A 24,677-nucleotide genomic window follows, 5' to 3' on the forward strand; every position below is an offset into this window, starting at 1 on the left:
TGAAGGCCACTGCTCTGGCACTCGGCCGACGTCTGCCCCCTGCTTCTAAGGCGTCTTTTTTTGCCGTGCTGCACACACAATTCAGACACAATGAACACACCACGCGGCGCGGCTGGCAAGCAAAAATCCCCCTATGAACGAAATCTTGATGACTGCCCTCGCCTCCGCTCTCACCACCGCACTCGAAGCGCTTGCCGCTGCCCAAGAAGGCCGCCGAAGCCGTCTCCCTGCCGCCATCATGGACGACCAGCCGGAGCAGGGCCAAGGGGGCAATGCTGCCCACGGTGCCCGCCGCAAAAAGATCCTGCGTCTGGAGGCCGAAACCCACGCCCTGCTAACCGAGCCCGCCGTAGAAGTGGACGCTGCGCCGTTGGCCGAAGTGGAAGCGGTTGTGGCTGCCGAAGAAGTCGAAGTCCTGCCCGTGGCTGATGCCCAGCCCGCCCTGCTCCGATTTCCCTGCCCTTGCCCACAGAGGCCCTCTGGCTGTTGCGCTGTTCGACGAACCGGGCCGCTTTACGCTGCTGACCGGGCGCAAGGGCTACCGGGGGGAGAATGGCAACCGCAGCGCCTGCCAGCGCCCTGGCGCGGTGTGGTGGAACACATCTACGCGCTCCTGGTATTGCGGGGCCTGCGCCGCCAAGACACCCCCCCTCAGCCAAAGCTGGGGCAAGGACGTCGTCAAGCTCTACTTCACCACGGCAGCGCGTTCCAGACTCAGGGCCAGCAAACGGGCCAGCACTTCGTCTTCGGTCAGCGGCCACTCCCAACCGTAAGCGGCGGCCACCGCGTGGAAGCATCGGCTTGGACGTCTCTGCAAGACCGTCAGGGCTTGCAGGCAGGAAGGAGCGGGCCAGCAGCTGCTCGATCCTGCCGCCGTTCGCGCCTTGCAAGCGGCACTTTAAGTCGGCGGGCTGCATGGGCATTTCTCGTCACCGGGCTTCGGCAGGGCTGGAGGTTGGCCGATCCCAAATAACAGGGATTCCCTGGAATCCGGAGGAGAGGGAGCACGCCCTCTGCATCCGTTCATGCTAGGGCAGATCAGTAGCCATGAAGAACACCTTCAGGTCTGATCCCGCAGCCTCCTGTCCCCTGAGCAATACTGTGTGCCCGCCTAAGCCCACGCTTGAGCTGATGGAACAGCCTCTGCATGCCCAAAGATAAAATCCCCACCTCCCACCAGACCCATCCTCCAGACCTTGCCACCACCGAAGACCTCAAGCTTGAAAGCCTGCAACCTGCCGAAGGTCAAACTGTCGCCCTGTCCAACCTCCGGACAGGCGACCGCGAACACTTCTGCGGCCTCTACCGACGCTCAGACGCCGTGCCGCTGCAGGTCAAGGAAAACGCGTAAGCCTGTCTCTGTGGTCTCTGGAAGAGGTGCGTACACTTGGCGAAACCACCACTCCCCAGACCAAGCAACAAGCGGCCGCCAAGCCTGACAGACACGGCTTCAAGCCCCTGAGCGAACGATTTTAGGTCAGTGTCGTAATGACCTTTGCTTGGCGACAGTGAAGGAGATCGTCCAACCCATTGACGTCTTCCAGAGGAACCTCGCAACCTGTTATTCAGTGTACTGAATGGTGCATATAGCGTCTGGAACAGGGTCAAATGGGTGTCGCTGCATAGTCTTGACCCTGGGCGCATTCCACGCTATCTTGAAGAAATCAAGGCGACCTTTAAGGGTCGCCTCTTTTGTTGATTTTCCTCCCTGCAGATGCCTTTTGAGCGACATCACTGGGGTCGCCCCCTGAAGTGCTTGCGGACGTCCCCCCAAAAGGTATTCGAGTCACGTCCAGCCTCCGCCGCTCACGGTGTGGCAATCAGTTCATTCCAGCGCATCAGGCCCGGGAATTCACCTGCCGTGAACGTATTGTCCGAGGCCTGCCAGCCTGCGAACGCCACGATGGTCGTGTGGTGCTCTGGGTGGTACCAGCGCGCGACCTTGGTGGTGCCATCCACCACTTGGGTGCGCATGGAGCTATAGCCCGCTTCCTTCAACAGGCTGTCCAGCGTCTTCATCCGCTCCTGGCATCCCGCGAGCATCAGTCCGGTGCCTGACATGGCGGTGAGCTGAGGGCTAAGCGAGGCAGGCGCATTGGCCTGTTGAGCTAGGGCACTGACTGTCCCCAACAAGGCCACGGTGAGGAGCGCAGGTGACTGCCGACGAACGGTGCGGAGTGTGAGTATGAGACTTCCTCCAAGGCAGGCCTGACCTGCCGCCGCACCTCTTCGTCCGAAACTGGACGACGTGAAGCGCGCAGGGAGAGGGGTGAACGACACGCGAGACGATGCGGGTGCGCGGTAATCTCCGTCTGGCTGCGGGTCAGCGCTGGGCTGATGCCTCTAGAGTGCGCGTTGGCGTGAACAAGCGCATCGCCAGAAGTGCGCACAGGGCAAGCGAATCACCCTGACAGGATTAAGTACGCCCCGGCTCCGGGCACGGGCGGCTGGGGCAGAACAGGAGGCTTTCGAGGCTGGCCAGAGCAGGCTTTTCCTGCCCTGCTCCTTATGTCTCCAGGAGAATTCAGTATCACCTCTGGCCAGAACTGTCCTGTCGTCCCTGCGACCCTTCTACCCGGTTCTGCTCAATGGCCCAGCGGGTCAGTTCCACGCGGTTGTGCAGGCCCAATTTGCCCAGCAGATTTCCGACGTGCTTGCTGGCGGTGCCCGGACTGATGCCCAGCAGCCGCGCGACCCGGCGATCCGGATGCCCCTGCGACACCAGCGCCAGCACTTCTCGCTCCCGTGGCGTGAGCTCGAACAGCGCCGGAGAAGATACTGGACGTGCTTCCTGGATCAGCGCCTGAGCTCGCTCGATAATGGCGGGCAGCTGCAGGCGCTCGCCGCTCGCCCAAGCTTTCTGAAAGCTCGCCTCGCCCAGCGTCTCACGGGCCTGAGCCAGGAAGTCCCGGACGCGGCGATCCAGGAGACTGCGCGACTGCTCATCCGTCAGATCCCCCATGAAGGCCACGAACTGTGTGACGCTCTGCCAATCGTGGAGGTCGGCAGCCAGGAAGACCAGTCCCCAGCGGAGCGAATCCTCGACCATCCCCCGGAAGCCTTGGTCGGCTGCGTCCTGGAGGCAGGACAGCAGCTTCGGCCCGGCTTCGGAAGGGCGGTGGAGGTGCAGCAGCGCCAAGCCGACGAACACCCGAGACTCAATCTCGAACATAGCATTCCCAGCGGCCTGGAATCGCCACTGGGCTTCCTGCGCCAACTCCAGAGCCCGCGGATAGTCTCCCAGTCCCAACAGACTCAGGGCCATGCTGAGCCGGGCGTTGGCGTGGAACATCCGCTGCATGCGGCTGGGCCTGCGGTCGCCCAAGCGCGTCAGGTACTCCCGCAACTGCGTTTCCTGAAGTTCGAGGGCCTGTGCGCTGCGGCCAGCGTCGTGTTCCAGTCCCGCCAGGTTGAGCTGCACCCAGGCAGCACTCTCAAAATCCGCCACCTCTTCACACAGCGCAAGGGCCTCGCGCAGGCATACCTCCTGCTCCGAAAAGCGTCCGCTGTGATTCAAGCAAAACGCACTGACCTGGAGCGCGCGGATCAGAACAGGCCCATCAGCCGGGCGCGGCAACCCCAGCACCCGGTCTACCAGCGGCGTCTCCTGGACGGTCAAACCAAAAGGTGCCCACAGCGTCCCGATGGTTCCCAGATAGCGGTAGGCGAGGTCGGCCTCGCTCTGGGCCACCGTCCAGACCATCCCGGCGCGGATGTTGGGGTAGTGAATCAGGTAAGCGGGGCGGTCGTCGGTGTTGACGTTGACGTCCTCCCAGCCAAAGTGGTGCTGTTCAAGCCTTTCCAGGAAATACCGAGCATGCCGCTCGCGCCAGACCACGGCCTCCGGGTGGCCCTCCAGATGTTCCAGTGCCAGTTCCCGCAGGGGTTGGAGCATTTTCCAGAGGGTCTCAGGCGTGTCCAGACGGTGCAAAAAGCTCTGAGACAGCAACGATTCGGCCCGGTCGAGCACGTCCGGCTCTCCCCAGACGGCGGCCAGCGCCTGCGGGCTGAAGGGTCCCTCAAAGACCGCGCAACACTCAAAGACGGCCCGGTCTGTGTCGTCCAACAGGTCGTAGCTCCATTGCACGGCGGCCCGTAGGGAACGCAGGCGCTCGGGACGATCCCGAAAGTCGGCTTTCAGCACCTGCAGAGGGTGTGCCAGCCGGGCGAGCAGGTCACCCAGCACGTAGCTGCGCGTCCGCACGGCGGCGAGTTCCAGAGCCAGCGGCACCCCCTCGAGCACCTCGCACAGCTGGGTGATCTGCACTGCGTTGCCGTCGTTCAGCGCAAACGAAGGCGTCAGGGCCTGGACGCGCGCCACGAACAGCTGCACGGCGGGGCTGGACATGGCATCACGGAGACTGTGGGGCAGCGCGAGGGGCTCAACGGGGTACTCGACCTCATCATGCAGCTGGAGAATGGCCCGGCTGGTGACCACCAGGTGGAGCAGCGGCGACGCAGTGAGCAGATCAGCCAGCTCGGCTGCAGCGGGCAGGAGCTGCTCAAAGTTGTCGAGCAGCAGCAGGGTGCGCTGCCTGGCCGCGAACTCTTGGAGGCGTTGCGCGGCTGTTCCGGTGAAGCCGCTTTCCGGCAGGGCAGCGGCGATGTGGCCCAGCACCCGCTCAGGGTCGCGGAGGGCACTGAGGTCGATGAACTGAACGTGGTCGAACAGGGCCAGCTTCGTCTGATCGTGTAGCGCGTGGGCGAGGTGAAGCATCAGGGCGGTTTTGCCGATGCCGCCGGGCCCGCGCAGGGTGAGGAGCCGCACGCCACGGTGCAGCAGGGTCAATAACTGGCGGAGGTCGGACTCGCGGCCATAGAGCGGGGCGAGCGCGGCCGTGGGCGGCAACCCCGGCAGACGATCCATACACCAGTCTAAACCTAGGAAAGGGGGGATGGCTGAAGATCAGCCGTTCGTTGTGAACCTTAATCGATCGAATCCTGCAAGCCATTATACACTGCATTGAATGGTAAATAAGCCGTCTGGGTGAGGGCCAAACAGCTGTCGATGCATAATCTTGACCGTGGCCGCATTCCACGATATCTTTGAGAAATCAAAGGCGATCCTCCGGGGTCGCCTTTCTTCGTTGGCCTTCACCGTGCCCACGAGTTTTCTGGCGCTCCAGTCACGGCTCAATGCTGGAGTTTGCTTCTCGTTTCTTTTGATCCCGCCGCCATTGATATTCCGCCAACAAGGTGTTGCGCTCAAACTCCCAGGATTGCGTGACCAGCGCGTTGAGGTGCAGCTGTTCAGCCCAAACCTGAAACCAGATTTTTGGGGCGGGGAAGTCATCTCCTTCGTGGGGTTGCGCGACTCAGTGAACGTGAAACGAACTGATTGGGTTCACCTTTCTGTGAAAGGCTGAGTTCATAAAATAGGGGTCAGGCCGCATACGCGACTGCTTCTGCCCCACCTACCATGCCTTCCCCAAGGCCACCAGCGTCTCCAGCACCTCGCCCACAGACGCCGCGCGGGCATCTCTTTGGACTGTGACGGCTGTACGTCAACCCCATCAGAGTGAGTGATATGCGGATTTCAGTTCATAACAGCTTTTGAACGACCAATCAAGTCCTGTTATACCTGGATTGTCCCCATGAGTTCTGGTCTGAACGTACGAAAAGGCGTCGGAATATGGGTCGCTCCATCCACCCGTACTCCTCCAGTGTGTTTACACTGATTCATGAACGGACAGAAGGTAGCGCCGTTTCCAACGGCCCTGACATCTCTCCTCGGCCGTGAGCAGGATCTTCCCAGGCTCACGGCACTGCTGCACGGCCCCACACGTCTCCTCACCTTACGAGGCCCCGGCGGCATCGGGAAAACAGCACTCGCGCTCGAGGTGGCCCGCACCGTGCAGGCAACGTTCGAACTCGGGGCCGTCTTGGTTGAACTGGCCGCTCTGGCCGATCCCGCTGATGTGCTCCCCGCCGTGGCCCGCACCTTGCGGATCCCTCTCCATGGCCGGACGGCCACCGAGGCAATCGCGTCTGACCTGCAAGACCGCTCCATCTTGCTTGTGCTCGACAACTTCGAACAAGTGCGCTCTGCCGCCCTGGACGTCAAGCAGCTGCTGGACGCCACCACCCGCCTCAAGATTCTGGTGACCAGCCGTGTCGCGCTGCATCTGCACGATGAACAGGAATACCCCGTCGAACCACTGGGACTCCCAACTTCTCCCCGCAAGGTGTTGTCCAGTCCGGCCGTTCAGCTGCTGCTCGACCGCATCCGCCACCATGATCCAGCTTTCGTCCTCACCCACGTCGATGAGCGTGCTGCCCTGCAGGTCTGCCAGAGTCTGGAAGGCATTCCCCTGGCATTCTTCCCGCAAGCGGGAATGACAGCTCTCGGCAAAGCCGTTCTACCAAGGCTTGCCCGGGAGGGTGTTCCGGGTGCTGACGTCTTGCACGGCCAACCAGATGCCCAAATCGCGGGCGATGACCTCAGAACCATGGTCGCTGCGCAGAAAGATGGGGGCACCCCTCTCTTTGATGACGTCGTCTAGGACGGCGTTCACGTCCATGGACGTGAACGCCTTTGCGACGCGGATCGCGAGCGATTGCCGACTAAACAACCCTGCACTGAAAGTACAGGGGTTTGGGAGCGACTAAAGTCGCTTTGACGCCATGACGCTTACGCCACTCTCTTGGACGAGTCGCCTGTCATTCGGTATCGGTTGCAGGGTAGTTTTTACCTCCTCTGGAGTGACACCCTCTGACAGGACCATAGACCAAGACACTTCGCCCCAGTCAGCGGATACGCTGATTGCATCGCGAAGGAGATCGTATGCCCGGACGGAACCACAGCCGCGAATTCAAACTTGAGGTCGTCAGCCAGATCAACAGCGGCCAACAGACGACCGCCCAGCTCAGTCGCACCCACTCCCTGGCACCGGGTCTGATGTACCGATGGCGCAAAGAGGTCGAAGCACGTGGTGAAGCTGCGTTTACGGATGGGGCTACCACGGATCGCAGCGACGAACTTCGCATTGCCGAGCTGGAACGGTATTGCGGTCAGCTCGCTCTGGAGAATACGATCCTGAAAAAATCGTTAGCGACGTACCGCTTGAAAAGCGGCACCAAATGATCACGGATGCGCGCTGCGCGCATCCGACGGTGTCGGTACGTCGCTTGTGTGAGTTGCATGCGGTCAGTCGGTCTTGGTATCTGGGTCAACAGACTCGGACAAGGGTGAATCCAGATTTGGATCTCACGAAAGAGATTGAAGCCATCGTGTTGAAGTGGAATGGTTACGGCTACCGACGCGTGACCCATGAGTTGGCCCGTCGGGGACATCGAACCAACCACAAGCGCGTCTTACGGGTCATGAGGGCACAGGGGTTGTTATGTCGTCCCAAACGACGGTTTCAGGCCACCACGGACTCGACGCACAGCGAACGTCGTTTTGAAAATTTGCTGCCGACCGTGGTTCCGACTCACCCCAACCAAGTCTGGCAAGTTGATCTGACCTATGTTCGGGTGAAAGGTGGTTTTGTGTACCTGGCCTGCGTGTTGGACAGCTTCACCCGAGAAATCGTGGGCTGGGCCATGTCCAGGTGCATTGACGCGGCGCTGGCCTTGAAAGCACTCAACAACGCGCTTGGGGCGCGCTGCCCAAGCCCAGGCTTACTGCACCATTCTGACCAAGGGTCTCAATATGCAAGTCGCGTCTATGTCGATCGGCTTCGGGAGGCTGGGTTAATCCCGAGCATGTCCAGAAAGGGAAACCCATACGACAACGCCCGCATGGAAAGCTTTTACAAAACCCTGAAAACAGAAGAAGTCGATCTGCAGGACTATCTTGATTTCGACGACGCACATTGCCAGATCAACCACTTCATCGGTCGGCTGTATAACCAGGAACGTCTGCATTCCAGTTTGGGGTATGTCCCACCTGCCGAGTTCGCCACTCGGTATCATTGCGCCTAGAAGTGACTTGACTGCTGGCCCGGTACTTTGGGTTCATTCCACCTCTGCCGAAATGCCTGATCTCACAGCCGCTTGCACTCCAGTACATGGCTTCAGACCAGCGCGTTGGAACAGTGAATTCATCCGTGAGGGTAAGGATGTTCAGGGTGGTGCTTCCGAGGGTCTGGTCGAAGATGAAGTCGTACGTCCACACGTGATTGGGGAACTCTGCCTTCATGGGGATGGTGTTACCGGTGCGAATTTTCCGGCTGGGGTTCTTCTTGATCACCAGTCCCGCCGCTCGCCAAATCCGTCTGACCCTTTTGCGGTTGATCGTTTTGCCTTCTTTGACAAGCAGCGCGTGGATGAACCGAGAACCGCGTCGTGGATGTGGCTCTGCCAGTTGACGGATCCGATCCAAAAGTTCACCGTCCTGACGTGGGTTGGGGCGATAGTGCCACGAGGATTTGGGTCAGCCCACCAAGAAGCAAGCCCGAACGGGCTTGACCCGGTGTGCGATCAGTTCTTGCACCAGGGCACGCTTCTCGCTGGGCGTTATCGCTTTTTTGCCAAGACCGCCTTGACCGCCTCAATCAGGGGGCGCTGCTGGCCGACGATCCGTAACAGGCGTGCATTTTCCTTTTCCAATTGACCAAGCCGCTTGGCTTCATCCGGCGTCGTGTCGCCGTATTTCTTTTTCCACGTGTCATACGACGCCGGACTGCATCCGAAGTCCCGGCACAATTCCTCTATGGGCTGTTGACCTTTCTTGGCGTCCTGCAGCAACTTCCCGGATTTGCTCTTCTGTGAACTGCTTCTGTTTCAGGACGTCTCCTCGCCTTCCAGCCTGACAAATCAGGGCGGGGATGGCGAGCCTTCGTCTCTCCTTCACGCCGTCCAGTTTTCGGGGGGCACTCCACGTCCGTATTACCCCAGCGGTCTGCCTCCATCAACGGCAATGATGCAGCCTGTACTGAATGAGAGGAGGGTCGCGGCGGCCAGCACGGCGCGGGCCACCTCTTGCGGCTGCGCCAAGCGGCCCAGCGGCGTGCGGCCCAATTGTGCCGCCACTATATCCGGCATCCGTTGGGCATATTCGCCGTCTACAAAGCCTGGTGAGATGCTCAGAACCCGGATATCGGGGGCTAGGGCGCGGCCTAGACTGCGGGTGACGGAGTCCAGCGCAGCTTTGCTGGCACAGTAGGCCACGTTGCTGCCCACACCCGTCTGCCCGGCGACGCTGCTGATATTGACGACCAATCCGCGGCCCTCAGCACGCAACAGCGGTGCAAACGCACGGGTACAGGCAAACGCGCCGCGTACATTGATTCGCAAGATGGTATCGATCCGGTCGTCGGTGAGTCCATCCAAATCGTCATGCGGAACAGGCATGGTCACACCAGCATTGTTGACCAGAATGTCGAGGCGACCTTCAGTGAGGCGCACACTCTCGGCGGCGGCGCTCAGGGTGGCGCTGTCGTCCACGCGGGCCAGAAGTGCGCGGTGATGTCCTGGCCCGCTCAACTCGGAGGCCAGGGCCGCTGCCCGCGCCTCGCCTCCCGAAAAGCCCACCAAAACGCTGGCCCCGGCCTCGGCCAGTGTCCGGCAAATCACTGCGCCAATACCTCCCGCGCCGCCTGTCACGAGGGCCACCTGTCCAGTCAATTCGCCTGCGGTCATCCCATTTGCCCCTTTGCCGTGTCTCGCCAGATCAGTTCGCCGGGATGCAGGCGTGGGCCGTGTCCCGGCTGTGGGTCGTCGAGGGCCAGCAGCGCGTCCTCGATCATGGTTTCCAACGGCTGCCGGATGGTGGTCAGGCGGTAGGCCAGCCGCGCAGATTCCTGAATGTCGTCAAATCCGATCACACTCACGTCTTCCGGCACACGGCGGCCCAATTCCCGCAGAGCGTCCAGTACCCCGATGGCAATGATGTCGTTGGCCCCAAAAATGGCGTCTGGGCAATGTCCGTCGGCGTGTATCTGCCGGGTCGCTTCGACTCCCCAGTCGTACTGAAAGGCGCGGGCAGGCGCGGCCAGAGGACTCAGCCCGGATTCGGCCAGCCGCTCGGTAAAGCCGCGCAACCGGTCTTGGTGGGTAGAGGTGTCGGGGTCGCCGCCGATAAAGGCCAGCCGGGTCGCGCCGCCGTCCAGCAGGACTTGTGCGGCCAGCCTTCCGCCCGCATGGTTGTCGCAGGCCACCGACAGCAGATCTTGCCCCGGCAAGTGCCGATTGAACAGCAAGACTGGAACGCCGCCCCTGGACACGTCTCCCAGGCTGGGCGGGGCCGCATTCAGGCGGGTAGGAAACACGATAGCGGCCTCTATCTGGTAACGGCTGGCCGCGTCGAGGGTGTCCTGCACGTCCCGGCGGGCGTCGTGGGTCAGCAGCAGCGCCCGCTTGCCTTTGGCCTCCAGCGCCTGTGCGAACTGTGACAGGGCCTGCGGATAAAACGGATTGTGCAGCTCGCCCACGATCAGTGCCACGATGCCGCTGCGCTGCGTGACTAGGCTGCGGGCAATGGCATTGGGCTGATAGCCGAGTTTCTGGGCCGCTTCCAGCACCCGCCGCCGCGTTTCCGGGCTGATGTGCGCCCCCGGGGTAAAGGCCCGTGAGACCGCCGACTGCGACACGCCAGCCTCGCGCGAAACGTCGTGCGACGTGACCCGTTGTGCGGGGAGAGCAGGGGATCGGTTGGTCATGGTTCTCCGCACAGCATAGGCCACGCACTGCCGGACGGGACAGAGCAGACGGCGATTCTGAGTCCTGAGCATCATCGAATGGTGTCGATTAGTGGGCGTGCTGATTATTGGGTGTACTGCCGAGCTTCCCAACTCAGGAGGTGGGCGTCCTTTCCCGTCACGCTCACGGTTCAGTCTGCCGCCCCGACTGGCCCGGCTTGGACAGGCTGACTGTACCGTTCCACCCGCAAATCGGCCTGCCGCTGATGCCCGGCAAAGCCTTCTATGCCGCAAATGACCGAGCAATGCCGCCCGATGATGACGCTGGCTTCACGGGTGGCCCGCTGATAGGTCACTGTTTTGAGGTACTTGCCCACCCACAATCCGCCCGTGTACCGAGCCGCCCGTCCGGTGGGCAAAATGTGGTTGGTGCCGATTGCTTTGTCGCCGTAGGCCACGTTGGTTTCTGGCCCCAAGAAGAGAGAACCGTAATTGGTCATGTGATGTAGAAAATAGTTGGGGTCTCGGGTCAAAATCTGCACGTGTTCGCTGGCAATTTCGTCGGCCACGCGCACCATTTCGGCGTCGTCTTCGGCCAAGATGATCTGGCCGTAGTCCTGCCACGCGGCCCGCGCCACGTCTGCGGTGGTCAGGATGCCCAGTTGCCGCTTAATTTCCAGCAGCACTCCGGCGGCCAGGGCTTCAGAGGTGGTCAGCAGTACGGCGGGACTGTTGGGGCCGTGTTCGGCTTGCCCCAGCAGGTCGGTGGCGACCAGTTCGGCATCCACCGAGTCGTCGGCAATAACCAGCGTTTCGGTGGGGCCTGCCAGCAGGTCGATGCCCACCAGTCCGAACAACTGGCGTTTGGCCTCGGCCACATAGGCGTTGCCGGGGCCAACCAGCATGTCTACAGGCGCAATCGTTTCGGTGCCGAGGGCCAGGGCCGCCAACGCCTGAACGCCGCCCATGATGTAAATTTCGTCGGCTCCGGCAAGGTGCATGGTAGCGACGGTGGCCGGGTACGGTTGGCCGTCCTTGGGCGGAGTGACCGCCACCACACGCCGCACGCCCGCGACTTTGGCGGTGGCGACACTCATGATGGCGCTGGCGACCATCGGGTAGCGCCCGCCCGGTACGTAACACGCCACCGAATTCATAGGCAACACCTTGTGGCCCAGCGTCACACCCGGAATGGTTTCGATCTCGACTTCATGAATAGAGTCGCGCTGCGCCTGTGCAAAGGTTCGCACCTGATCCAAGCTAAACCGGATCGACATGAGCTGTTCTTCGGGCACCTGGGCCACAGCGGCGGCGATCTGTTCGGGCGTGAGGCGAAAGGCCTGCGGACTCCAGCCGTCAAATTTTTGCGACAACTCGCGCAGTGCCGCGTCGCCGCGCGTGCGGATGTCGGCGATGATGCCGCGCACTGTCTGCTGAACCCCCTCGTTGATGCTGAGCTGCGTTTCTACGTTCATACCGGACTTGAGGATGCGGGCCATGTGAGTTCTCCTGAGCTGAAAAAGGGTTAGAAAAGGTTAGTAGGAAGGCGTGCCGGAAGGGATCGGCAGGGCGCCGCGCAGATCGCTGAGGACACTGCGGGCCGCGCCAGAGAGCAGCGCAACATCCGAACCGGCGGTGACGAAGCGGTAGCCCAGCGAGATGACGTGGCGGGCGAGGTCGCCGCCCTGCGTAAAAATGCCGGGAATCAGGCCACGGGCGGCGGTTTCTGCGGCGATGTGGGCCACCGCCTCTGCGGTTTCTCCGGTGCGGAAGTCCAGCGAAGCGGTTCCAGTTAGGCTCAGGCTCAGGTCTGCGGGGCCGACGTAGACCCCGCTGAGGCCGGGAGTGTCCAGGATGGCCTCCAGGTTGTTCCACGCGGCGCGGGTTTCGATCATGGCGAAGATCAGCGTTTGCGTGTCGGCCCGCTCTGTGTAGGCGTCGCCGTACAGCAGGCGGGCGCGGGTGGGGCCGTAGCTTCTGCCGCCAAGCGGTGCGTAACGGCAAGCGTGCACCAGGGAACGGGCCTGTTCAGGAGTGTCGATCATGGGGCAAATCACGCCCACGGCTCCGGCGTCCAGCGCCCGCATCAGGTCGGGGGGATGCAGCCACGGCACCCGCACCAGCGGCGCAGCAGGCGTGGCGGCAATGGCCTGAAGCGCCGGCACCAGTCCGCCGTCCCCGATCAGGCCATGTTGCAGATCGATGGTCAGGGCGTCGTATCCAGCGTGCCCCATCAGTTCGGCGCTCACGCCACCGGGTAGATGCAGCCAGCCGTTCAGCAGGGTTTCCCCGGCACTCAAGCGGGCGTGCAGGCGGGCCAGAGCGTCAGGTGCGGCGTTGTTAACACTCTCAGGCATAGGCCACCTCGCGCAGGACTTCCGAAACAGCGTGTGGGGCGTCAAGGGGCAAGTAGTGCCCAGCGTTCGGCACCACCTGAATGACCGTTTGCGGGGCCAGTTGCTTCATTTCTTCGGCCAGATGCGGCGGGGTAATGGTGTCGTTTTCTCCGACCAGCACTGTCAGCGGGCCTCCCCAGTCTGCCAGCGTGGGGCAACTGTTGGGCCGCAGACGGAGGAAGGACAGTTGCTCCAGAAACACCTCTGGCCCCACCCGCCGCGCCATGTCCAGCACGGCCTGACGATGTAATCCCACAGCCACCGAATCCACCACTTCTGCAAACTTTCCCGCCTGTACCTGACGTTCTTGCGCCCCCCACACCTCCAGTTGTGCGGCGGTGGGGGCGTGCGGATTGGCACTGATCACGGTCAGGCGGGCCACCCGCTCCGGGGCGCGGCGCAGTACCTCGAAGGCCACGATGGCGCCCAGCGAAAACGCTACCAGATGCACAGCGGCGGGCGCATCCTGAAGTGCCACGGCCGCTGCTTCGGCCAAACTGTGGCCCTGCACCGCGCCACACACCCGCGTTCCGGCAGGCAACGCCACCGCCCCCCACAAGGCCGCGTCGCACAGGGTTCCCGGCAGCAACAGCGCAGGTACGGGTAGCGCAGGCAGACTCATAGGTTCAGGTATCCCCGAATTGGCCCAGCAATTCCCGCTCCAGCTCGGCAAAGTTGTCGGGCTTGATCATCTTGCCGTTGTCGCTGGCCTCGAAGCCATATTCGCGGGCCTTGCGGATCACTTCGGGTGCCCAGTAGGGGTCTTTGCCCTCATAGGCCTCGTGCTTTTCGAGCACCGCAAAAATCCAGCTTTCGCCCTCGTCGATGCACTCGAAGCCGCGCCACAATTTCGCGGGCAGGGTGATGTAATCGAACTCTTCCAAGATGGTTTCGCCGTCCACCTTGTCGGCGTGTTCTCCCCAATAAAAGCGCCAGCGGCCCCGCAGCGGCAAAAACGATTCGATGTAATCGTGCGTGTGGTATGCCGGGCCGTTGCCCTGCCGCGCCCGCACCACGCCCACCTGAAATCCGTGCGGAGAGGTGATGAACGGCGCGTAACTGTCGTTTTCGCTGGCGGTGTCGCCAATGACCGCGTAGTTGTGGCGCTGGTGGCCGGGCAAAATAGAATCAATAAACATCAGCGGAATCGGGCGCGACTTCAGGTCACGGAAGCGCACCACGTTGCCGGTCATCGCGCCGAGGTCTTCTGGCGCCTGAGCAGGGGTGGGCAAAGCAGAGGTAGGCAGATCGGAGGGAGCGGGATCGGAGCCGGGCAGCGTTGTCATGGATTCTCCTGTGGACTAGGACCAGCGGATTGAGCAACAGCCCGTAGCGTGAGTTTGGAGCGACCTGAGAGCGGCGCAAGACCTGCCGGACACTGCTGGGGCCGAGGCCGGAAGCCAATGGAAAAGGGCGGAAGCGGAAGCTAAACCACTGACAAAACGCAATTGTGCATACGTATGCATTACCGTACTCTGCGTTGATCCGTTCGTCAAGGAGGCTCCAGCGCAACCACTCGCCGGCTGCTGACGGGGCGTGTAGACCGCTGCAATAGTAAGGGACTTGACAAAAGCAAAACAGCACATCTATGGTATGCATACGTATGCAAAACACGTGAGGGAGGACACCATGCCATACCTATTCCGGTCTGATCCGAACCCCATCAGAGCGTGCAGGGCGCTTTGATTACCTCAGACGTTTCCCGCCGTATTCCTGAACTCGTGGCCTGTACTGGGCAGTAAGGCGACCACATTCCGGTGGCTGAGGGTAGCGGCCGCACAGAGCATAGGCATGCGGTAGTGAGCGGGCCTGCCATACGGCAACAGTAAACCGCCTTTCTGATCAACGCAGGTTCGCCTGATCTCGGTGAACGAGCAGCAACCTTCCGACTGATGTGGATGCTCAAGATTTATTTCGGGAACTTTGGTCTAGCGTGCCTCGGCGCGCTCCCAGTCACAACGTTCTGTCATGAGACGCTTTTCAGACCCTCAATTCAGTAAGGCTTTGTCAGGAGGAAACGAGATGATCACAGCAGACAAGAAAGTTCGGCAGCGTATGGGATTGGCTCTCGGAATGCTCGGCGTGTTGGCAATCGGTTCGTTGGGCGGCGCACAAACGGCTGCCAGCTACGGCCTGAAGCCCGGCAAACCCTACGACGGCACCAAACTCAAGTTCCTGATCTGCTGCTTGGGGGCTGGGCAATTTGCGCAGCTGTCCAAAATGACCGGTGAGGGCAGCGAGTTTCAGAAGCTGACGGGCATTACAGCGCAGTGGGAAAATACGCCCTACGAAGGTCTTCAGCAAAAAATTCTGATTGAGGCCACCACGGGCAGCACCTACGACGTCGTGGCCTGGGTCGACTCCTGGGGCGAAGCATTCAAGTCTCAGATGTTGCCCCTGAATGACCGGATCAAGGCCGACAAGATCAACATGAAAGACTATCCGAACTCGTACATCACGGCGTCGAGCGACTCGGCGGGCAATATTGTCGGCATGCCGTTCCGGGGTCACCCCTTAGTCTTGTTTTACCGCAAAGACGTCTTTGCAGAGCTGAAACTGCCTGTGCCCAAAACGTGGCAGGACGTCGTCAAAACCTCTCAAACCATCCAGCAAAAGAAGCCTGGCCTGACTGGTCTTTCGACCATGTACGGCGTCAATGCCGGACAAAATCTCTTTTCATGGACGAGCATGTTGTGGGGCAACGGCGGCGACATTCTGGACAAGGGAAACCGGCCCGTCTTCAACAGTGCCAAGGGCGTGCAGGCCACGCAAACCTACATCAACATGCTCCGGAAAGACAAGATTACCAACCCTGCAGCAACCACGTTTGGCGAGCCGGAATCATCTACTGAACTCCTTCAGGGCCGCGCCGCGATGTGGGTCGGCTGGTGGTGGTACTGGGCACGCTTCTCCGATCCTAAATCCGTCTCCAAAGACGTGCTGAACAACGTGGGCTTTGCACCTGCGCCCGGTTGGGCTGGCGGCTCGACCCAAAACTACGCCCTGATCTGGCCCATCGGCATTTTCAAGAACTCCAAGAAAGCCGACGCAGGTTGGGAATTTATTAAGTACGTGACCAACACCACTATTCAGAAACGGGTCGCCTCTAACCGCAGTATTCCTGCTGAAGCCGACAACACCATCGTGACCTTTTCGGGCATGAACGACGCCAAAGTGAACGCAGCCAACGGCGGCATTCCCAAGGTCGGGGCACAGGCGCTCCGTACCGCCCGCACGCTGCCGCAGGTCAAGACGTGGGCCGAAATTCAGAGCGTGCTGGAAGTCGGTATCAATCAGATGGCGACGGGCGCACAAGTGAAAGTGACCCTCGACCGCATGGCGAAGGAAGTCGACGCCATTCAGAAACGGGCGGGGTATTACAAGTAAACCCAGTTCGGTGAATTGATGAGGGGGCCGGACCTAGACTCGGCCCCCAAATTCATTCAGCCGCACAGAGCCGTCACGATTCGCCTACTCAACGTTGGGTTTTGCTGAGGTGAGCACTATGGATATTCCTCAAACGTCCGCAGACGGTTCGACCAACAAGCCGGGAAGTGCCCCTGTGCTGCTCATCAACAAACCTTGGAAGCCTCAGAGCGCCTCGCTCCGTTGGGTCATGTTGGCTCCGGCCTTGGTGGTCATCGGCGCGACCATCATCTATCCGCTGGCCGCGTCTTTCGTGACGTCGTTCCGCGACTGGCGACTGATCAACTCGCCGACGCCCGGCCCTTTCGTGGGGTTCGACAACTACACACGGGCTCTCACAGACGCCAATTTCCTCAATAGTTTGCAGGTCAGCGCCGTGTACATTTTTATCTCAGTTGTTCTGACACTCATTATCGGTTTGGGCATCGCGATGCTGCTCTCCAAGCCCACCAAACTCAACACTTTTGCACGGACGCTACTCATCTTTCCCTTTGCGGTCGCGCCTGTTCTGAAAGGATACAGTTGGAAATTCATGCTCAACCCGGAATACGGCATATACGCCAAGATGATCGGTGACGTTTTTGATCCTCTTAAAGGATATGTGTGGCTGGGACACGAATTTAGTGCGCTGATCGCCATCGCTATGTCGGAGGTTTGGGGCTGGGCACCATTGTTTGCGCTGATGTTTATCGGGGCACTGGGTTCGATTTCCACCGAGATCAACGAGGCCGCCAAAGTTGATGGAGCCACCAACTTCCAGATTTTTCGCAGAATTACCCTGCCACTGCTGGCTCCGGTGATCTATATCGTGGCCCTGCTGAAGATCATTTCGGCGTTCAAGATGTTCGACCAAGTGGCCGTTATGACCGGCGGCGGCCCCGGCGACTCAACCCAAACCCTGTATTTTCATGTCTTCCAAACGGCTTTTCGCAATCTGGACATGGGGTACGCATCGGCCCTGTCTTACATTTTGGTCGTTTTGATGGGCATTATCGCCACGTTTTACGTCCGCACACTGATGTCCAAGGGGGACTGAATGCAAAGTTCTTTGAAACCCAGCTCAGGCAAACCTGGCGTCTTGAAACCCAGCTCAGGCGCACGTGGCCCCAGCCCGCTGGCCCGCAAACGGTTTGGTCAGGGAGTCGATATTTTCGCGACCCTGATGGTGATTTTCTTTGTCATGTTTCCGCTGGTCTGGATGATTTTGGCGGCCTTCAAAACCGAAATCGATGTGTACTCGACTCGGCTGTTCTTTCAGCCGACCCTCGATAATTTCCGCGCCGTTTTCGCCCACCCCACGATGCTCGGCTCGCACACTTGGATCAGCGTGATGGTGTCGTTCCTAACGGTGGCTATTACGATTCCTCTGGGGGCTGCCGCGTCTTACGTGCTGTCCAGACACCGTTTCAAGGGCCGCAACACGCTCTTTTTGCTGATTTTAATTACGCAGTTCGTTCCAGCAGTCGTGGTTGCCATTCCTTTTTTCAACCTGTTCCGCACGCTCGGCCTCATCGATACGCCGATTGCGCTGGTCATCGTGTACCTGTCGTTTACCTTGCCCTACGCCATTTGGATGCTGCGCGGTTTTTTTGATTCTCTGCCTGTCGAAGTCGAGGAGGCGGCGTTTATCGACGGCTGTAACGAGTTGCAAACCCTGCGCTACGTCACTCTCCCGCTGGTCATGCCGGGCCTGATCGTGGCGGGCGTGTTCGCCTTTATTTCTGCTTGGAATGAATACTTTTTTGCCCTGATCCTGACCAAATCCGATTCGCTGACACTCCCGATTGCCATTCAAACCATTTCTGGGCCGCGTGGCCCGATGTGGGAGCAGGTCTCGGCAGCCGGGATCATCGTGATGGTGCCGATTATGGTGATGTCGCTGTTTATCCGCAAATACTTTGTAGAAGGCATCACGGTGGGGGCCGTCAAGTGAGACGGATTCCGGGCAAGGCACGGACAGGCGGTGGCTTTCCAGGTGTGCGGTCAGCACACGGAATCCAGATGAGGCTGTGCGTGTGACCCGAAAAGCTCAGTCTATTCGCACAGGCCAGCAACCCGCTTCAGATCAACGCAAGGCGCATCTGCCACGCAAAAGGAAGGTTATGGAAGACACCGCTCCCCTCGTTTCTGCCCCTGCCCTGCCCGTGTTCGATTTTGCTGACCGCCCCGACTATTCCGAATTTGTGCGGGCAGCGAACACAGGCAGGCGGCAACCCCTGGCGGGCTTTGACCCCGACTACACCGATATCGTGGATTATATCGTGCGCTGCACCCATAAAATCTGGGAAGAAAAAGCAGTTGGCCTGATCTATTCCCACTACGCCCACAATATTTTGGTGCACTATTCCAGCGGCATCATGTACGGGCGGGAAGCGATGGTGAACAACACCCTCCAGCGCATCGCCCTGTACGCCGAACGCCGCGCTTACGCCGACGACGTGATTTGGAGCGGCAACGAGAATGACGGGTTTTACAGCTCGCACCGGGTATCCAGCACGGGCGTTCATACCGGCTACAGCGAGTACGGCCCGCCCAGTGGACGCCGGATTCACCGTTGGGGCATCGCCGATTGCTTTATCAGAGAAAACCGGATTGTCGAGGAATGGCTGGCCTCCGACACCCTGACCGAGATTCGGCAGATGGGCTTTGACCCGGTGGCATTGGCAAAACGGGCGGTCTTGCCGAACCAACCACACACACATGGCGAGTTAGACCGCTTGCCCACCGGCCAGCAATACCCGACGTTTCTGGATGTCCCGAGTGCCAATGACGACCCACAAGCCTTTGTCGCTGCCGTGCTGCACAACATGTGGAACGCCCGCCTGATCAATATGGTGCGCGAGTATTACGCCCCGAACCATGTGGCCTTCGTTCCTGATTCGCGCAAGCTCTACGGGCATGGCGACTACGAAAACTTTGTGATCACACTGCTGGCTTGCTTTCCTGATCTGGCCATGCATATTGATCATCAATGCGTGCTGGGCGACAAGCGGCGCGGATTCCGGGTGGCGACGCGCTGCACGTTTCAGGGCACGCACGAGGGCTACGGCCCCTACGGCGCACCCACTGGGCGGCGCATCTTCCTGATCGTGATCAGCCACCACGTCATCCGCAACGGCCAGATCGCTCAGGAATGGACGATTTTCGATGAATTCGCGCTGCTGAAGCAACTTCACGCCCAAGTGGCAGGCTGAGTGGTGAGTCAGATCGCCCGCACCTTCGACGTTGCAGACCGTCCCGATTATTCCAACTTCGCGCTGGCCGCTGGCACGGGCCGCCGCCAACCGATGCACGGCTTCGACGCCGATTACGTGGACATCGTGGATTACATCGTGCGCTGCACCCACAAGATCTGGGAAGAAAAAGCCATCGGGCTGATCGATACGCACTACGCGCACAATATTTTAGTTCACACCGGAAATGGCGGCACCATGTACGGGCAGGAAGCGGTGGTGGCGCACACCCTCCAGCGCATTTCTGGCTTGGCTGACCGCCGCCTGTACGCCGACGACCTGATCTGGAGCGGCAATGAAACGGACAGTTTTTACACTTCGCACCGCCTGTATACGGTGGGCCGCCACACCAGACACACCGCACTCGGGCCGCCCACCGGACGCCGTTTTCTGCTGATCGGCATGAGCCACCACACCATTCAGGGTGGCCAGATCGTCAAGGAATGGACGGTTTTCGATGAATCTGAACTCCTCAAACAGTTGTACGGCCAAGTGGAGGCTTAATCCGTGTCAAAAGAACTTCCCCTTCCCGTCTTCGATTTTGCTGATCGGCCCGATTACGCCGACTTTGTGGACGCTGCCAACACGGGTCGTAGGCAGCCGATGCAGGGCTTTGATGCCGACTACGTGGACATCGTGGATTATATCGTGCGCTGCACCCACAAAATTTGGGAAGAAAAAGCAGTGGGCCTGATCTATACCCACTACGCCCACAACGCGCTGGTGCATCTGCCCAGTGGCGGCATCATCTACGGGCGCGAAACGGTGGTCAGAAATACCCTGCAGAATCAGGCAATCTGGGGCGATCTGCGGGCCTACGCCGACGACGTGATCTGGAGCGGGAACGAGGACAAGGGGTATTACAGCTCTCACCGCCACGTGAACACCGCCACCCACACGGGCTACACCGAATATGGCCCGCCCACAGGCCGCAAAATTTCCTACTGGGGCATTGCCGATTGCCTGATCCGCCGCAACCTGATCGTGGAAGAATGGCTGACCCACGACGGCGTGACGATTATCAAGCAGATGGGGTACGACCCGCTGACCCTGGCAAAGCAGACCATTTTGCCCGCCAAGCCACACACGCACGGGGAGCTGGATCGGCTGCCGACGGGTCAGAATTATCCAACGTTTTTGACCGTGCCAGACGCCAACGAAGACCCACAAGCCTTCATTGCCGCCATCTTGCAGAACATGTGGAATGCCCGCCTGATCAACATGGTGCGCGAACACTACGCCCCCAACCATGTCGCCTTCGTCCCCGACTCGCGCAAGCTCTACGGACACGGGGATTACGAGAATTTCGTCATTACCCTGATGGCCTGTTTCCCTGATCTGGTAGTGAATATCGACCACCAGTGCGTGCTGGGCGACGAGCGGCGCGGCTTCCGGGTGGCGACCCGCTGCACGTTTCAGGGCACGCACCAGGGCTACGGGCCTTACGGCGCACCCACTGGGCGGCGCATTTCGATGATCGTGATCAGCCATCACACCGTTCGGGGCGGCAAAATCGTGCAGGAGTGGACGGTGTTCAACGAATTTGAACTGCTGAAGCAACTGTATGGGCAGATCGGTGAAGGCCATGCCCTCTGAACCATCCGCTGACTTGGATGCACTGGGCCTGAATCGGCGCGACATCAGTGAATTGCTTGAACCGGCGAACGTGGGCCGTCAGCAGATGCAGGGCTTTGACGCCGATTACGCCAACATCGTGCAGTACATCATTAGCTGCACACACAAAATTTGGGAAGACAAGGCCATTGGGCTGATTTACACGCATTACGCGCACAACGCCTCTGTTCACCTGACCGACGCCGAGCTGTACGGACGCGATCAGATGGTGACAGGAACCCTGCGGACGCTGGCGGCTTACCCCGATCTGCGCCTGTACGGCGACGAAGTGATCTGGAGCGGCAACGATGTGGAGGGCTTTCACACGTCCCACCGGGTCACGTGGAGCGGCCACAATACGGGCCACAGCGTCTACGGCCCACCCACCGGAGCGCGGATTCAGCGGCGCGAAATTGCCCACTGTATCGTCATCAACAACCGCATCGTCGAAGAATGGAGCGTGCAGGACGAGACCGCCCTGATCCGGCAACTGGGGCTGGATGAGGTGGCACTGGCGAAAACGCTGGCGCAGGCCGAGGCCGACAGCGGCGTACCCGCCTACGCCGCTGGCCTGGGCGAAGTGCCGCGCCGTACTGGGCAGATGCACCCGCCGATCTCGCTGGACGGTGACCTCGCCAACCCCGCCGAGTTGCCGGGCCTGCTGTACGCCCTGGTCTGGAATGCCCGCATGCTCAATTTCCTGAGCGAGTATTACGCGCCGGACGCAGTGATCTGGGTGCCGGGCAACCGCCGCCTGGAAGGTTCCGGCGACCTAACCGCCTACATCCTGCAACTGCTGGCCGCCTTCTCAGATGGGGCCATGCAGCTTGAACACGTGAACTGGATCGGCAGCGAAGCCGAGGGCTACAGGGTCGCGGCCCGCTGGACATTTCAGGGCACGCACGACGGGCCGGGCGGTTACGGCGTCCCCACGGGCAAGCGCGTGCGTGTTCTGGGCATCAGCCACTTCGAGTTGCAGGGCGGCAAGATCGTCCGCGAATACATGGTCTGGAACGAATTTGCCTTGCTGAAGCAGTTGCATTGGCCAGGCTAAACGGCCATCTCTGTCCTTCCTTAGACCCTTCGACCTTAGACCCTTATACCGCCCCCGACCTACCCGGAGTTCACATGGAATATTTCAAAAAAGCCCCACCGCAAGCCGCCGCCGTCAACCAAGAAATCCGCGACACCGTGTCCCAGATCATTTCGGATGTAGAAAAAGAAGGTGTGGACGCCGTTCGCCGCTACAGCGAGAAGTTTGACGGCTTTGCGCCCGCCGACTTCCGCCTGTCGGAAGCTGACATTCAGGGCCAACTGAGCGGCATCGACGAGGACGTGGCCCGAGCCATTGACTTCAGCATCGCGCAGGTCAAGCACTTTGCCGAATTGCAGCGCCGCACCCTCACCGATTTTGAGGAGGAAACGCTGCCCGGCGTGACCATTGGGCAAAAGCAGATTCCGGTGAACGCGGTGGGATCGTATATTCCCGGCGGGCGGTATCCGATTCTGGCGTCAGCGGTGATGACCATCGGCGTGCCGAAAGTGGCGGGCGTGCAGCGGATCGTGGCCTGTGCGCCGATTCAGCGCGGCACGAGCAAGGTCAATGCGCTGCAACTCTACGGCATGGTCAAGAGTGGAGCCGACGAAATTTACGCGATTGGCGGGGCGCAGGCGATGGCGGCCATGGCTTTTGGGCTGGACGGTGCGCCGCCGCTGGAGGCTGTGGACATGATCGTGGGCGCGGGCAACGCGTATGTGGCCGAGGCCAAGCGCCAACTGTTCGGCGTGGTGGGCATCGACCTGTTGGCTGGCCCCACCGAAATCTGTATTTTGGCCGATGAAACTGCCGACCCCGAGAAAGTGGCCGCCGATCTACTGGCGCAGGCCGAACACGGCACCAACTCGCAGTCGGTACTGGTTACGTCGTCGCGGGACATGGCCGAGGCCGTGACCCAAGAGATTGAGCGGCAACTGGCGACGTTGCCCACCGCGGACGCTGCCGGACAGTCATGGCGCGACTACGGCGAGATTATCCTTGTCGCAGACGACGCCGAGATGTTGAAGGTGTCCGATCAGGTGGCCTCCGAACATCTGGAAGTCATGACCCGCGACCCCGACTGGTATTTGCAGCGGTTGACCAACTACGGCTCGCTGTTCTTGGGTCAGAACGCCACCGTCGCGTATGGCGACAAAGGCATCGGCACCAACCATGTGCTGCCCACCAGCCGCGCCGCACGCTACACCGGGGGCCTCTGGGTGGGCAAATTCATCAAGACCGTCACGTGGCAGCGTGTCAGCGACGCCGCCAACCACACCGTCGCCCCGCCCTTTATTCGCATGGCTGACACCGAAGGCATGATCGGTCACGCCGATTCCATGCGCCTGCGAATCCAGTAAGGTAACCCGCCCTGGGGCCAGCAAGGACACGCGACTTGCTGGCCCCGTCGTCTCAAGCTCAACTATTTACGGAGAGCCTATGTCAAGAGTGCTGCCCATCGCCGTCGTGCAGGACGCACCGAGATTGCCCACCGAGCCTCTACAGAAATTTAGCGAATCGGTGGAAACGTTGGTCAGGTCTTTTCCCCAGACTCAACTCCTGATTTATCCCGAACTGCACCTGTTTGGAAACGCGCCGGGCCATGCCGAGCTGAACGCCAGCGCCGAATCTCTGGACGGCCCGCGCATCAACACACTCGCGCAATTGGCGGGCGACTTGGACGTCTGGCTGGTGCCGGGCAGCGTGTGCGAACGGGGGCCAGCGGGCCAGCTCTTTAATACGGCAGTTGCCTTTTCGCCGCAGGGCCAACTGGCCGCCTCCTACCGCAAGGTGTTTCCGTGGCGGCCTTACGAACCCTTTGATCCAGGCGACCGTTTCGTCACCTTCGAGATGCCCGGAATCGGCACGGCGGGATTTTCGATCTGTTACGACGCCTGGTTCCCGGAAGTGACGCGGCATCTGGCGTGGATGGGGGCCGAAGTGGTACTGAACGTGGTCAAGACGACGACCTGTGACCGAGCGCAGGAAGTGGTAGTGGCGCGGGCCAACGCCATCGTCAATCAGGTCTTCGTGGTCAGCGTGAACTGTGCGGGGCCGACGGGCACAGGCCAGAGCGTGATCGTGGATCCCGAAGGGCTGGTGCGGGCCTCCGCTTCCGGCGCAGACTGCACAGTGTTGACCGACGTGCTGGACATGGAGCATGTGGGACGGGTTCGCAAGTACGGCACGGTGGGCCTCACGCGCCCCTGGAGTCAATTTCAGCCGGGGGACGCTCCGCTCAGGCTGCCGCTGTACGGCGGGCAGATCACGCCAGAGCGCTGGACGCCAGAACGTGACCGCTTGCCTGAATAAGTACAGTGGAGCTACCTCCGTGTTGCGCACTTGAAGAAACGCCTTGAGAACGCGTTGAGAATCAAGGCGAATTGAT

25 protein-coding genes are annotated in these 24,677 nt (G+C 60.6%); 15 read left to right on the forward strand and 10 right to left on the reverse strand.

Annotated features, from left to right (window positions below; genetic code table 11):
* Nucleotides 1-133: 133 nt before the first annotated feature.
* A complete protein-coding gene (locus M1R55_RS16325) occupies nucleotides 134-973 on the forward strand; it encodes a hypothetical protein (protein ID WP_249394614.1) in 840 nt (279 codons plus the stop codon).
* A 174-nt stretch (nucleotides 974-1,147) separates the two neighbouring features.
* The gene (locus M1R55_RS16330; RefSeq protein WP_249394615.1) at nucleotides 1,148-1,351 is read left to right on the forward strand and encodes a hypothetical protein; all 204 of its coding nucleotides are present in this window, start codon (nucleotides 1,148-1,150) and stop codon (nucleotides 1,349-1,351) included.
* A 455-nt stretch (nucleotides 1,352-1,806) separates the two neighbouring features.
* On the opposite strand, the gene M1R55_RS16335 is transcribed toward M1R55_RS16330, so the two are convergent.
* Entirely contained in the window at nucleotides 1,807-2,019 is a 213-nt protein-coding gene (locus M1R55_RS16335) for a hypothetical protein (protein ID WP_249394616.1), read from the reverse strand.
* 511 nt (nucleotides 2,020-2,530) lie between these two features.
* Nucleotides 2,531-4,867 carry a LuxR C-terminal-related transcriptional regulator gene (locus tag M1R55_RS16340; protein WP_249394617.1) on the reverse strand — a complete coding sequence of 779 codons (2,337 nt, stop codon included), beginning with the start codon at nucleotides 4,865-4,867 and terminating at the stop codon, nucleotides 2,531-2,533.
* A 157-nt stretch (nucleotides 4,868-5,024) separates the two neighbouring features.
* On the opposite strand from M1R55_RS16340, the gene M1R55_RS16345 reads away from it, so the two are divergent.
* The 4 genes from M1R55_RS16345 to M1R55_RS16360 all read left to right on the forward strand — a co-directional run bounded on the left by M1R55_RS16345 (nucleotide 5,025) and on the right by M1R55_RS16360 (nucleotide 7,926).
* The gene (locus M1R55_RS16345) at nucleotides 5,025-5,366 is read left to right on the forward strand and encodes a hypothetical protein (RefSeq protein WP_249394618.1); all 342 of its coding nucleotides are present in this window, start codon (nucleotides 5,025-5,027) and stop codon (nucleotides 5,364-5,366) included.
* Between the two features lie 315 nt (nucleotides 5,367-5,681).
* Entirely contained in the window at nucleotides 5,682-6,503 is an 822-nt protein-coding gene (locus M1R55_RS16350) for an AAA family ATPase (protein WP_249394619.1), read from the forward strand.
* A gap of 281 nt (nucleotides 6,504-6,784) precedes the next feature.
* Nucleotides 6,785-7,084, forward strand: a complete 300-nt coding sequence (locus M1R55_RS16355) for a transposase (RefSeq protein WP_249394620.1) — start codon at nucleotides 6,785-6,787, stop codon at nucleotides 7,082-7,084.
* The gene (locus M1R55_RS16360; RefSeq protein ID WP_249394621.1) at nucleotides 7,081-7,926 is read left to right on the forward strand and encodes an IS3 family transposase; all 846 of its coding nucleotides are present in this window, start codon (nucleotides 7,081-7,083) and stop codon (nucleotides 7,924-7,926) included. The genes M1R55_RS16355 and M1R55_RS16360 overlap by 4 nt, the downstream gene beginning before the upstream one ends.
* Here M1R55_RS16360 and M1R55_RS32175 read toward each other — a convergent pair.
* The 8 genes from M1R55_RS32175 to M1R55_RS16395 form a co-directional block, all read right to left on the reverse strand.
* The gene (locus M1R55_RS32175) at nucleotides 7,835-8,326 is read right to left on the reverse strand and encodes an IS3 family transposase (protein WP_371827224.1); all 492 of its coding nucleotides are present in this window, start codon (nucleotides 8,324-8,326) and stop codon (nucleotides 7,835-7,837) included. The two genes, M1R55_RS16360 and M1R55_RS32175, sit on opposite strands and share 92 nt — an antisense overlap.
* A 134-nt stretch (nucleotides 8,327-8,460) precedes the next feature.
* Complete coding sequence (locus tag M1R55_RS16365; RefSeq protein ID WP_249394622.1) at nucleotides 8,461-8,691, reverse strand: transposase; 231 nt, start codon at nucleotides 8,689-8,691, stop codon at nucleotides 8,461-8,463.
* A 141-nt stretch (nucleotides 8,692-8,832) separates the two neighbouring features.
* Nucleotides 8,833-9,585, reverse strand: a complete 753-nt coding sequence (locus M1R55_RS16370; RefSeq protein WP_249394623.1) for an SDR family NAD(P)-dependent oxidoreductase — start codon at nucleotides 9,583-9,585, stop codon at nucleotides 8,833-8,835.
* Complete coding sequence (locus M1R55_RS16375; protein ID WP_249394624.1) at nucleotides 9,582-10,604, reverse strand: LacI family DNA-binding transcriptional regulator; 1,023 nt, start codon at nucleotides 10,602-10,604, stop codon at nucleotides 9,582-9,584. Before M1R55_RS16375 ends, M1R55_RS16370 begins: the two co-directional genes overlap by 4 nt.
* A gap of 170 nt (nucleotides 10,605-10,774) precedes the next feature.
* Nucleotides 10,775-12,082: a histidinol dehydrogenase gene (gene hisD, locus M1R55_RS16380; protein ID WP_249394625.1), complete on the reverse strand. Its 1,308-nt coding sequence runs from the start codon at nucleotides 12,080-12,082 to the stop codon at nucleotides 10,775-10,777.
* A gap of 36 nt (nucleotides 12,083-12,118) precedes the next feature.
* The gene (locus M1R55_RS16385) at nucleotides 12,119-12,940 is read right to left on the reverse strand and encodes an HpcH/HpaI aldolase/citrate lyase family protein (protein ID WP_249394626.1); all 822 of its coding nucleotides are present in this window, start codon (nucleotides 12,938-12,940) and stop codon (nucleotides 12,119-12,121) included.
* Nucleotides 12,933-13,601, reverse strand: coding sequence for an alpha/beta fold hydrolase (locus M1R55_RS16390; RefSeq protein WP_249394627.1), 669 nt, complete (start codon nucleotides 13,599-13,601; stop codon nucleotides 12,933-12,935). The genes M1R55_RS16385 and M1R55_RS16390 overlap by 8 nt, the downstream gene beginning before the upstream one ends.
* A 4-nt stretch (nucleotides 13,602-13,605) precedes the next feature.
* A complete protein-coding gene (locus M1R55_RS16395) occupies nucleotides 13,606-14,265 on the reverse strand; it encodes a cupin domain-containing protein (protein ID WP_249394628.1) in 660 nt (219 codons plus the stop codon).
* Between the two features lie 736 nt (nucleotides 14,266-15,001).
* Between M1R55_RS16395 and M1R55_RS16400 the strand changes: the two genes are divergently transcribed.
* The 9 genes from M1R55_RS16400 (at nucleotide 15,002) to M1R55_RS16440 (ending at nucleotide 24,601) form a co-directional block, all read left to right on the forward strand.
* On the forward strand, nucleotides 15,002-16,366 hold the full coding sequence (locus M1R55_RS16400) for an ABC transporter substrate-binding protein (protein ID WP_249394629.1): 1,365 nt from the start codon (nucleotides 15,002-15,004) through the stop codon (nucleotides 16,364-16,366).
* Nucleotides 16,367-16,484: 118 nt separating this feature from the next.
* Complete coding sequence (locus M1R55_RS16405) at nucleotides 16,485-17,441, forward strand: carbohydrate ABC transporter permease (RefSeq protein ID WP_249394630.1); 957 nt, start codon at nucleotides 16,485-16,487, stop codon at nucleotides 17,439-17,441.
* A gap of 42 nt (nucleotides 17,442-17,483) precedes the next feature.
* Complete coding sequence (locus M1R55_RS16410; protein ID WP_249394631.1) at nucleotides 17,484-18,338, forward strand: carbohydrate ABC transporter permease; 855 nt, start codon at nucleotides 17,484-17,486, stop codon at nucleotides 18,336-18,338.
* A 169-nt stretch (nucleotides 18,339-18,507) separates the two neighbouring features.
* A complete protein-coding gene (locus tag M1R55_RS16415; RefSeq protein WP_249394632.1) occupies nucleotides 18,508-19,599 on the forward strand; it encodes an ester cyclase in 1,092 nt (363 codons plus the stop codon).
* Between the two features lie 3 nt (nucleotides 19,600-19,602).
* Nucleotides 19,603-20,142: an ester cyclase gene (locus M1R55_RS16420; RefSeq protein WP_249394633.1), complete on the forward strand. Its 540-nt coding sequence runs from the start codon at nucleotides 19,603-19,605 to the stop codon at nucleotides 20,140-20,142.
* 3 nt (nucleotides 20,143-20,145) lie between these two features.
* Nucleotides 20,146-21,234, forward strand: coding sequence for an ester cyclase (locus M1R55_RS16425; RefSeq protein WP_249394634.1), 1,089 nt, complete (start codon nucleotides 20,146-20,148; stop codon nucleotides 21,232-21,234).
* Entirely contained in the window at nucleotides 21,224-22,306 is a 1,083-nt protein-coding gene (locus M1R55_RS16430) for an ester cyclase (RefSeq protein WP_249394635.1), read from the forward strand. The genes M1R55_RS16425 and M1R55_RS16430 overlap by 11 nt, the downstream gene beginning before the upstream one ends.
* 74 nt (nucleotides 22,307-22,380) lie before the next feature.
* Nucleotides 22,381-23,649, forward strand: coding sequence for a histidinol dehydrogenase (gene hisD, locus M1R55_RS16435; protein WP_249394636.1), 1,269 nt, complete (start codon nucleotides 22,381-22,383; stop codon nucleotides 23,647-23,649).
* 79 nt (nucleotides 23,650-23,728) lie between these two features.
* Nucleotides 23,729-24,601 carry a carbon-nitrogen hydrolase family protein gene (locus tag M1R55_RS16440; protein WP_249394637.1) on the forward strand — a complete coding sequence of 291 codons (873 nt, stop codon included), beginning with the start codon at nucleotides 23,729-23,731 and terminating at the stop codon, nucleotides 24,599-24,601.
* The last annotated feature ends 76 nt before the right edge of the window (nucleotides 24,602-24,677 follow it).

Source organism: Deinococcus sp. QL22 (assembly GCF_023370075.1).
Classification (GTDB): Bacteria; Deinococcota; Deinococci; order Deinococcales; family Deinococcaceae; genus Deinococcus.

Bases quoted from the DNA above. Each gene is read 5' to 3' on its own strand.
- M1R55_RS16415 (WP_249394632.1), top strand. From the start codon at position 18,508: ATGGAAGACACCGCTCCCCTCGTTTCTGCCCCTGCCCTGCCCGTGTTC.
- hisD (WP_249394636.1), top strand. From the start codon at position 22,381: ATGGAATATTTCAAAAAAGCCCCACCGCAAGCCGCCGCCGTCAACCAA.
- M1R55_RS16385 (WP_249394626.1), bottom strand. From the start codon at position 12,940: ATGCCTGAGAGTGTTAACAACGCCGCACCTGACGCTCTGGCCCGCCTG.
- M1R55_RS16390 (WP_249394627.1), bottom strand. From the start codon at position 13,601: ATGAGTCTGCCTGCGCTACCCGTACCTGCGCTGTTGCTGCCGGGAACC.
- M1R55_RS16330 (WP_249394615.1), top strand. From the start codon at position 1,148: ATGCCCAAAGATAAAATCCCCACCTCCCACCAGACCCATCCTCCAGAC.
- M1R55_RS16370 (WP_249394623.1), bottom strand. From the start codon at position 9,585: ATGACCGCAGGCGAATTGACTGGACAGGTGGCCCTCGTGACAGGCGGC.
- hisD (WP_249394625.1), bottom strand. From the start codon at position 12,082: ATGGCCCGCATCCTCAAGTCCGGTATGAACGTAGAAACGCAGCTCAGC.
- M1R55_RS16355 (WP_249394620.1), top strand. From the start codon at position 6,785: ATGCCCGGACGGAACCACAGCCGCGAATTCAAACTTGAGGTCGTCAGC.
- M1R55_RS16340 (WP_249394617.1), bottom strand. From the start codon at position 4,867: ATGGATCGTCTGCCGGGGTTGCCGCCCACGGCCGCGCTCGCCCCGCTC.
- M1R55_RS16375 (WP_249394624.1), bottom strand. From the start codon at position 10,604: ATGACCAACCGATCCCCTGCTCTCCCCGCACAACGGGTCACGTCGCAC.
- M1R55_RS16400 (WP_249394629.1), top strand. From the start codon at position 15,002: ATGATCACAGCAGACAAGAAAGTTCGGCAGCGTATGGGATTGGCTCTC.
- M1R55_RS16350 (WP_249394619.1), top strand. From the start codon at position 5,682: ATGAACGGACAGAAGGTAGCGCCGTTTCCAACGGCCCTGACATCTCTC.
- M1R55_RS16430 (WP_249394635.1), top strand. From the start codon at position 21,224: ATGCCCTCTGAACCATCCGCTGACTTGGATGCACTGGGCCTGAATCGG.
- M1R55_RS16395 (WP_249394628.1), bottom strand. From the start codon at position 14,265: ATGACAACGCTGCCCGGCTCCGATCCCGCTCCCTCCGATCTGCCTACC.
- M1R55_RS16360 (WP_249394621.1), top strand. From the start codon at position 7,081: ATGATCACGGATGCGCGCTGCGCGCATCCGACGGTGTCGGTACGTCGC.
- M1R55_RS16325 (WP_249394614.1), top strand. From the start codon at position 134: ATGAACGAAATCTTGATGACTGCCCTCGCCTCCGCTCTCACCACCGCA.
- M1R55_RS16440 (WP_249394637.1), top strand. From the start codon at position 23,729: ATGTCAAGAGTGCTGCCCATCGCCGTCGTGCAGGACGCACCGAGATTG.
- M1R55_RS16335 (WP_249394616.1), bottom strand. From the start codon at position 2,019: ATGAAGACGCTGGACAGCCTGTTGAAGGAAGCGGGCTATAGCTCCATG.
- M1R55_RS16405 (WP_249394630.1), top strand. From the start codon at position 16,485: ATGGATATTCCTCAAACGTCCGCAGACGGTTCGACCAACAAGCCGGGA.